The sequence below is a fragment of the Nostoc sp. T09 genome, from assembly GCF_002154695.1.
Classification (GTDB): domain Bacteria; phylum Cyanobacteriota; class Cyanobacteriia; order Cyanobacteriales; family Nostocaceae; genus Aulosira.
On the sequence record NZ_MTAV01000204.1, the window covers coordinates 1 to 8,874 of the forward strand.

Annotated in this window: 6 protein-coding genes; 3 read left to right on the plus strand and 3 right to left on the minus strand. The window is 43.9% G+C overall.

The genetic code is table 11. The features are described 5' to 3' along the window. Nucleotides 1-191: hypothetical protein (locus BV372_RS37255; RefSeq protein WP_218776793.1), on the plus strand; the 191-nt coding region annotated here is incomplete at its 5' end. Between the two features lie 10 nt (nucleotides 192-201). Here BV372_RS37255 and BV372_RS31360 read toward each other — a convergent pair. Next, nucleotides 202-2,274 carry a serine/threonine-protein kinase gene (locus BV372_RS31360; RefSeq protein ID WP_086690903.1) on the minus strand — a complete coding sequence of 691 codons (2,073 nt, stop codon included), beginning with the start codon at nucleotides 2,272-2,274 and terminating at the stop codon, nucleotides 202-204. A gap of 667 nt (nucleotides 2,275-2,941) precedes the next feature. Here BV372_RS31360 and BV372_RS31365 point away from each other — a divergent pair. Beyond that, the gene (locus BV372_RS31365) at nucleotides 2,942-4,213 is read left to right on the plus strand and encodes a DUF4255 domain-containing protein (RefSeq protein ID WP_086690905.1); all 1,272 of its coding nucleotides are present in this window, start codon (nucleotides 2,942-2,944) and stop codon (nucleotides 4,211-4,213) included. After that, nucleotides 4,210-6,204, plus strand: coding sequence for an ATP-binding protein (locus BV372_RS31370; protein WP_086690907.1), 1,995 nt, complete (start codon nucleotides 4,210-4,212; stop codon nucleotides 6,202-6,204). The genes BV372_RS31365 and BV372_RS31370 overlap by 4 nt, the downstream gene beginning before the upstream one ends. Nucleotides 6,205-6,332: 128 nt before the next feature. On the opposite strand, the gene BV372_RS31375 is transcribed toward BV372_RS31370, so the two are convergent. After that, nucleotides 6,333-6,629, minus strand: a complete 297-nt coding sequence (locus BV372_RS31375; protein ID WP_086690909.1) for a transposase — start codon at nucleotides 6,627-6,629, stop codon at nucleotides 6,333-6,335. Between the two features lie 203 nt (nucleotides 6,630-6,832). Continuing rightward, nucleotides 6,833-8,563 carry a group II intron reverse transcriptase/maturase gene (gene ltrA, locus BV372_RS31380; protein WP_086690910.1) on the minus strand — a complete coding sequence of 577 codons (1,731 nt, stop codon included), beginning with the start codon at nucleotides 8,561-8,563 and terminating at the stop codon, nucleotides 6,833-6,835. Between the last annotated feature and the right edge of the window lie 311 nt (nucleotides 8,564-8,874).

Genomic DNA, 8,874 nt, shown 5'->3' on the forward strand with positions numbered 1-8,874 from the left:
TGCTTCACCTGTTCCCTCTTAAAGACTATGAATTTAGCATAACAAGTACGGTAGAGCCACAATTTATGACTTTTGCCCTGATATTTATCGCCATTCATATTGACAAAATACATACCATTACGAATGAAACGGCCCTACTGCTCCCCCTGCTTGCCCCTATAGATAAATTTCTTAACCGAACGGTATTGTAACCTTTTCGGCTCACCATACATGGTTGAATTTCTGCCAAGTTTTCTGATCGTTTTCTTTACCCGATTGTAAGTGAGGGTAGAAGTAAAAGACTCCTGCTAAGGCAAATCCAATCGCAAACACTACCCCTAGAATTCGCCAGAAATTGCTAGAAAGTTTCTGAGGTGATTGTTTGTTTGTCCTAGGCTGAAAAATTGTGCTACCATCCCCTGCTACTTGTCCAGGGCGTGGTTGAAAGATTGTGCCACCATCGGGTGTTGGTTGACCAAGTTGGCCAGATGCAGAACGTGGTTGAAAAATTGTGCCGCCATCCGGTTTTGGTTGACCAGCTTGTTGGGGCGTAGGGCGTGGTTGAAAAATTGTACCACCATCCGGTTTTGGCTGGGGTTGGGGTACAGGACGTGGTTGAAACAATGTCCCTTCTGATGCTGGTTGTTCACCTTGGCGAGATGCAGGGCGTGGCTGAAAAATTGTCCCTTCTTTGCTGAATTCAGGATTACTCTCAGGGGAAACAGTTGAATTTTGATTAATGTCTGGATGTGGTGTTGGTCGTGGTTGAAAAATTGTCCCTTCTGGTTGGTTTTGGGCGAACGGTTGCAGAGGTCGCGGAACGGTTTCCCCATCTGAACCTTGATTTGGCATAGGTTGGGGACGAGGAATTGTGTCGTTTTGGCTTTGGGCGAACGGTTGTAAAGGTCGGGGAACGGTTTCCGAATCTAAACCTTGATTTTGCCCAGGACGCGGCTGAAAAATCGTGCCTTCTGGTTGGCTTTGCTCAATTGGTGTCAGCGATCGCGGTATGGTTTCTTGATCTGAAGCTTGAGGATACAAAGGTTGGGGACGAGGTATGGTTTCATTTTGCCCTTGGCTTTGCTCAATTGCTGTCAGCGATCGCGGTATGGTTTCTCCATCTGAACCTTGATGAGTCAAAGATTGCAAGTAAATAACTGTATCGTCTTCGTCTTGGATTTGTTCACCTGGTGTCAGTGGCCGCAGTATGGTTTCCCCATCTACTCCTTGATGATACACAGGTTGAGAGGGAGGCATGGTCTCTTCTAGTTGGCTCTGCTCAATCGGTGTCAGCGGTCTGGGTACAGTTGGATGAAGAGCGATCGCTTCTTGATAATCGACGTTAACATTAAGAGCGATCGGTTTAGCCACAGCCTGCAAAGCTCGATCCAGTTCTTCTACACTGGCAAAGCGATTATTTGGATTCTTTTGCAAGCATTTGAGCACCACAGCCTCTAGTTGCACAGATAAATGCTCGCATCCACGTTGCGATCGCAGTGGTTTGGGCGGCTCATAGGCATGGGCTAATACCCAAGAGGCTTCGCTGATATTATTAGCTTTGATGCTTAAACCAAATGGATCAGATCCACCTAGCATTTCGTAGAGGATCAATCCCAAGCTATAAATATCTGCCCTTGCGTCCAAGTTTTTATCGCTTTGGAGCTGCTCAGGTGCTGCGTAGCGAAACGTACCAATAAATGTATTAGTTATATTAGTTTGTTCCGAAGATTCATTGCGGATTTTAGCAACACCAAAATCCAAAATCTTCACCCACTCTCCTAAATCTGTTGGTACTAAAAATATATTGTCTGGTTTCAGGTCGCGATGAATTACCTGAATATGCTCTGTGCTTTTGCCGCCATCCCGCTGTAAAGTCACGCCTTCATGAGCTAGCTGCAAACCTTTGCAAACTTGAGCAATAATACCTACAGTCCGCTCTACAGATAACCGCTTTTCACGCAGCAGTAATTGTCGCAGTGTCTGTCCACGCAGATACTCCATTACGTAGAATGGATGACCTTCAATTGTTACGCCACAGTCACTAATCTTAACAATGTGGTCACTTTGCAGCGCTGCACAGACTGCTATCTCCCGCTCAAAACGCTTTCGCATCTCTTTTGAGGGCACTAGCGTATCTTTCAATAGCTTCAATGCTACCTGCTGACCTACACGGGTATCCATTGCCAGGAAGACTTCACCCATGCCACCACCAGCCAACCGTTTGTCTAAACGGTATCGCTGGTTATCACCTATAAAGCGCCCATTCCACGAATTTGAAGATGGTGGCGATGTCATCTGAGAGAACCCATCCTAATTACATTAAAGTTTTACTTGGAAACAAAAATACATATTACTTACATAGCAACTTTTTTCTGCCGAATAATATTTAGGTAATAGTAATTTTTATTACTCATGTTTATTAATTTATCTACGTTCAGCTTAGCATATTAATAACTTTAACCAAAGCTGGGCATTTGATACAAATGCTTAATAAAAGCTTAAAAGCACGACTTATGGTAGTGTCAATTTGTTCCTAATGTTAAATTTAACGTGAATTCATTGAGAGCTTTGTTAGCTCAATTATGACGTATTAATCTAAAGGCTACATACCTTATTCATTGACAGACTCTACGCATCAAAGTTTCATACTTTGATACACAAACTATGAAAAATTCGTAGTTCTCAAGGTGGGCAATGTCCACCAAAACCTGGATATGGTGGGCAATGCCTACCCTAATATGTGGATTTCAAAAAATCATCTGTAAATTTTATAACAAAGGTAGAGTTTACTCAAAGTTTTATTGAATATATCAATAGATAGTTGACAAAATAAAATTGTATATTTTTATAAGCTTGATCAGGAATCACCACTGAGCAGAATGTTGAATATTTTGCAAAAAATCTTTCGTGAATTTTGTCTGACTCAAACGCTCAATAAGTGCTAGTACCGTGAGGAATTAGGATGAGTAACGCACTCTCGATAGCCGCTGTGACAGCAGTACTCAAAGACTTGCTGGAAAATGGTCTAGTCAGTGACTCGATTACTGCTAGTGTTGGTGACGTGATTGTGACTGCTCTACCGCCGGATCTGATTACAGTCGGAACTGATGAGCGTGCTCAACTCAATTTATTTCTCTATCAAGTCACACAAAATCGCAATGTTGATTGGGTATCTCAGGAATTTCGTAGCAAGAACTCCCGGATAAATAAAAGCACACGCTCTACAAATCCTCCACTAGCTTTAGACCTGCATTACTTACTTACAGCCTACGGCGCAAAAGACTTTCAAGCAGAGCTTTTACTGGGGTACGCAATGCAACTATTGCATCGAACACCTGCGATCGCAACTAGTGCGATCGCTAATGCTTTGAAAAATGCATCTACACGAAGTACGTCCAATGTTTTTTCTCAGGCTTTAGTTGGTGTGTCTGTCTCGGATTTAGCTGAACAAATTGGACAGATTAAACTTTCTCCCGAGTTTTTTAACATGGAAGACACTTCTAAACTATGGTCGGCGTTACAAACTCACTATCGTCCCTCAGCTAGTTATCAAGCATCAATGGTTTTAATTGAGAGCGAAGACTCTGTTAAAGCTGAGGGTTTATGTATGATGTCTTTATTGCAACCAAGTATTGAGCAAGTTATCGCCCCAGCCGAAACAGAGCAATTAATTGTTGTAGACAGTATATTAGTAATTCGCGGTAAGCGGTTACGTGGTGAAATTACCAGAATCCGATTAGGCAATACAGAGAAATTGCTAGTACCAGAAGATGTGAAAGAAACGCAAATTAGCCTGCTAGTACCGCCAGATTTATCCGCAGGCGTACAGGGAGTTCAAGTGGTACACCTGAAAATGAGTAATCTAGGGCAAAAGCAGCAGATTGAATCAAATGTTGCAGCTTTTGTACTGCATCCCAAAATCACCGCCACAATTGCTCAAGTAGAAAAAAGCGCTGAAAATTTACGCTCAGGAGAAATTACCGTGAAATTTCAGCCCAAAATTGGCAAGACGCAAAGGGTAATTTTACTACTTAATGAAATGTCAAATAACAGTCCTGTTGTCTACTCTTTTCCTGTGGCGGTACACAATGAAGAAACCGATGCTATAAAGATTCCTGTAAACGATATCAAGCCAGGAACTTATCTTGTCAGGGTGCGAGTAGACGGCGCGGAAAGTCTATTGCACATGAATCAGGCTGGAGAATACGATGCACCACAGGTGATAATTGCATGAATACTCAAACAATAATTAATAATTGGCACGATGCCAACCAGCGCTACCTATCAGCAGCCTTAGCAGTGGTACGTGGTGCTTTAGAACGTTATACAACGAATTCGCAGCAGCCTACCGAGCTACAAAACCAAGAGAACGCCCAACACCAATCTTTACAAGCAGCAGCCGCGGCTATGCCTACACCATCGGCATTAGATAATCTCTGCCGGATGTTTGGGCTGTCAGCCTTTGAACGCGACTTGCTGCTATTGTGTGCAGGTATGGAATTGAGTGGAGATTTTGCACGGTTGTGTGCGATCGCTCAAGGAGATGCACAACGAGCTTATCCTACCCTAAGTTTAGCTTTAGCTGCGTTACCTAACGTCCATTGGGATGCGATCGCTCCTAATGCACCTTTACGTCGTTGGCGATTAATTCAAGTTGGAGAAGCCCACGCCTTAACCCTCAGTCCGCTAAGAATTGACGAACGGATTTTACATTATTTAGTTGGTATTCAATATCTCGATGAACGACTGGCTGGTATTATCGAGCCATTACCGGGTACGGGGGAATTAGTCCCATCACACCAAGCTTTGGCAGAGCGAGTCACAGCGGTATGGAACCAAACTTATAAGGCAAATAACTTACCTATCGTCCAGTTATGTGGTGTCCAAACTAGTAGCAAACGTGCCATTGCAACCACAATTTGTCAACTCCAGAATTTGCATCTGTGGGTAATGCCTGCACAAGTCATCCCTCTATTACCAGGGGAATTAGATAACCTCATCCGCCTGTGGACGCGGGAGACAATTTTAAGTAAAAGCGCCTTACTGATAGACTGCGATGAACTAGATACTAATGATGGGGCGCGGATAAATGCGATCGCACATTTCATCGAACACACAAATGGCTTTTTATTCATCAGCAGTCGAGAAAGAATGCGTTTGCCACAACGCTTGGTAGTGAGTTTTGACGTGCAGCAACCCACAGCTAAAGAACAAGGAGCCGTTTGGCAAGAAGCGTTATCTGAAATTGCACCTCAACTCAACGGGCAGGTGAAAATTTTAGTCGATCAGTTTAACTTGAGTCCGGCAACCATTTATGCAGCCTGTGCAGAAGCCGCAGGGCAATTAGTACAGCCACAGTCAAACAACCTCACCGATATTTTATGGGATGCTTGCCGCTTACAAGCACGACCGCGCTTGGATGAGCTAGCACAGTGGATTGAACCATCTGCCGATTGGGACGACTTGGTATTACCAGAGAACCAGCAACAAATTCTCCGTGATATTGCGGCTCATGTGCGACAAAGAAGTACTGTATATAACACATGGGGATTTGGTGCGAAGAGTGCGCGGGGTTTGGGAATCAGTGCTTTATTTGCAGGTGCTAGTGGTACAGGTAAAACTCTAGCAGCGGAAGTACTAGCTAATAAATTACGCCTCGACCTTTATCGCATTGATCTATCATCGGTAGTTAGTAAATATATTGGCGAAACAGAGAAGAATCTGCGTCGCGTATTTGATGCCGCTGAACAAGGCGGAGTAATTTTATTATTTGATGAAGCTGATGCCTTATTTGGTAAACGCAGCGAAGTTAAAGATGCTCGCGATCGCTATGCCAACATTGAGGTAAGCTACTTACTACAAAGAATGGAATCTTACCCAGGTTTGGCGCTGTTAACAACCAACCTCAAGAGTGCCATTGATACCGCCTTCCTGCGCCGCATTCGCTTTGTTGTGCAGTTTCCCTTCCCCGATGCAGCCCAACGAGCCGAGATTTGGCGGCGGATTTTTCCACCCAATACACCTACAGCAAACTTGGACGTGGTACAACTGGCACGACTCAACGTAGCTGGAGGTAATATTCGGAATATTGCGTTAAATGCAGCATTTTTAGCTGCTGACGCGGGAGAAGCTGTGCAGATGAAGCATATACTGCGAGCAGCGCAGACAGAATATAGCAAGTTAGAGAAGCCGTTAACAGAGGCGGAAATTGGGGGTTGGAGTTGAGTACACGGGTAAGTAAGGGCACGGCACCGATAAAATGTCGGTTTTCCTGAAAGTCTGTAGATGCCGTGCCCCTACAGGGAACATAATTTGCTGCACGAAATAATTATAGATGTTCCCATAATGTGGGTTTAAAAATATAAACCTAAATCTAATGGTTCATGTGGGTGACGCGAAGGCTTTTCTTCGTCCTCTGCCCACTTAACAGGATTATTGATAATATATTGGCGAACATTATCCAACCCATCTTCGCGGATAATACTTTCGTAATAATCGCGTTGCCAAACGGGGGGATATGGCGTTTTTCGCATCAGGTTAATCCGTTTGGTGACAGCGGATTTAAAAGAACGAATAACTGTAGGAATAGAACCAGGAACAGGTTTACCAAATTGTTCTGTTGTTGGAATATTTGTATTCTGTAGGGGCACGGCATCAGTAAAGTTATCAGCTGATGGAAATGATTGCGGTTGCCGTGCCCTGGCATCGGTGATGATGAGAATACCATGGTTAGAGTCGAACGGATAGTCACCTACCCGAACTCTCCTTCAAAACCGGACGTGAGACTTTCACCTCATCCGGCTCCTCGTTTGTTTGGCACTTGTCATGTGTACCGCTTTCCGATGTTTCAGGATTAGGGGATGGATTGATAAGAATCATCACTTCTCATTTCCCATACTTGTGGTTCCCATTCGGCGTGAATAATGTCGTGGCAATGTCTATGTACAGCCTTCAAATTAGTTCTTTTGTTATTTTTGTGGTTTCCATCCACATGATGAATTTCAATCAAACTTTCTGAAGTAAAGTACATATTGCAGTGAGAGCATTTCCCTGTTTGTGATTTCAGGAGGTCTGCTAATAAGGGCATTGTACCAGGGTACTCCCCTCTTCTCTTGCTCCAATAAACCCAGTCTCCGTCATAGGGGCTTTTATCTCCCCGCACTTTTACGTGCCTAGTAATTGGTGTGGCATCATGCTGCTTGAGTTCTTGTCCATCATTGGACGCAAACACCCAATTCCTAGTACCGCTTTTTTTCCATTCGGCGGCAGCTTTTTTGCTGCGGTGACGTTTGTCTGCCCATCCAAAAAGCTGATGAAAAGTGACGAAATCAGCCATTTCAAATGTGTCTTGGCTGCACACAGTTTTGTAGTAATTACACCATCCTGTAATGACTGGATTAAGTCTAGCAATTAACGCCTCTTTCGGAGCGTTTTTATGCTGTTCGATGATGTTCCCCACTTTGTTAGTGTGTTCTTTCAAAGCTTTCTTTGAAGGGGTGATGATAGTCTTAAACCCTTGTTTAGAGGAGAATTTTCCAACTTTATATTGTTGAATATGGAACCCCAAGAAGTCAAACCCGACATTACCACTCTCTTCAATGAGCGTGTGCGAAAGTCTGGTTTTTTCGGGCTTAAGTTCTAAACCCATGTCTTTTAACCAATCAATTATTATCTGCTGACATCTTTGGACGACGGCTTTGTCTTCGTGTAAAATTACGAAGTCATCAGCATACCGAATGAGGCTAAGGCTGCCCCTGTTAGCCTTTTTGCCATATCCAGCCCTAGTGGGCAGAGTTTCGGCATATTGTTTAATCCGGTTTTCCATACCGTGGAGAGCTATATTGGCTAGTAGTGGTGATAAAACACCACCCTGTGGCGTGCCCTCAGATGTTGGAGTATACGATGATTTTGATTCGGTACTCCAGTCAATCACTCCCGCTTTTAACCAAGCACGAATTTGTCGGCGAATGGTGGGGAATGTATTCAATTTTCTCAGCAGTGCATCATGGTTAATGCGGTCGAAGCATTTTGCAATATCGGCATCTAGTACGTATTTGGGCTTAAGCCGGATTGCAATAAATATTGCCCCAATTGCATCGTGACATGAGCGTCCGGGTCGAAATCCATAGCTATCAGGCTCGAATTTAGCTTCCCATTCTGGCTCCAAGGCAGCTTTTACTAGAGCTTGGGTTGCTCTATCGTTCATTGTGGGTATACCTAATGGGCGTTTTTCCGTTTTTGAGGGCTTATCTATCCAGACACGCCGAACGGGTTTTGCTTTGTCGGTTAATCTCAGTTGGTCTACAAGTTCCAGCCTTTTTTGAGGAGTTAAACTTTTAACTCCATCTATTCCGGCGGTTTTCTTGCCCTGATTATCCTGAGTTACCCTGCGAACGGCTAATACCTTTGCCGACCAGGACTTCATCAAGGTTTTTTGAAGCCTGCGAACTGCACGATGGTCTCCACGCTGTGCGGCTTTGAATATGCGCTTTTGCAACTTAAAGACAACCCGTTCGATGTTACGCCACGGGATATTCTTCCATTCCACAGTAGTTTTTAATAACTCTGTATTAGACTTATTCATTGCTACTTAAACCTATTCTTTCCAAACAATCGTGAATCCGTCAGCATATCCTCACCATTACGTGAGGCATTGGCTTCTGATTCAATCCTGCCCCCATATATCTTGTAGCTAGCAACCTACTAGAAAATCGACCGTTTCTAGAGATATATAGGGGTTAATTCGTTCCTAATGACCATTGATTGAACTGTTAGGGCAATGCTCTCTGCCGGGTTTTATTTGAGGTGCAGTCTAATCGCCACGTTAACGTTAGACCTGAAGGGGTGACATAGAAGCTACAAAGCAGACTGGATAAAGGACATAGCACGTAAACC

Bases quoted from the DNA above. Each gene is read 5' to 3' on its own strand.
- BV372_RS31360 (WP_086690903.1), bottom strand. From the start codon at position 2,274: ATGACATCGCCACCATCTTCAAATTCGTGGAATGGGCGCTTTATAGGT.
- BV372_RS31365 (WP_086690905.1), top strand. From the start codon at position 2,942: ATGAGTAACGCACTCTCGATAGCCGCTGTGACAGCAGTACTCAAAGAC.
- BV372_RS31370 (WP_086690907.1), top strand. From the start codon at position 4,210: ATGAATACTCAAACAATAATTAATAATTGGCACGATGCCAACCAGCGC.
- ltrA (WP_086690910.1), bottom strand. From the start codon at position 8,563: ATGAATAAGTCTAATACAGAGTTATTAAAAACTACTGTGGAATGGAAG.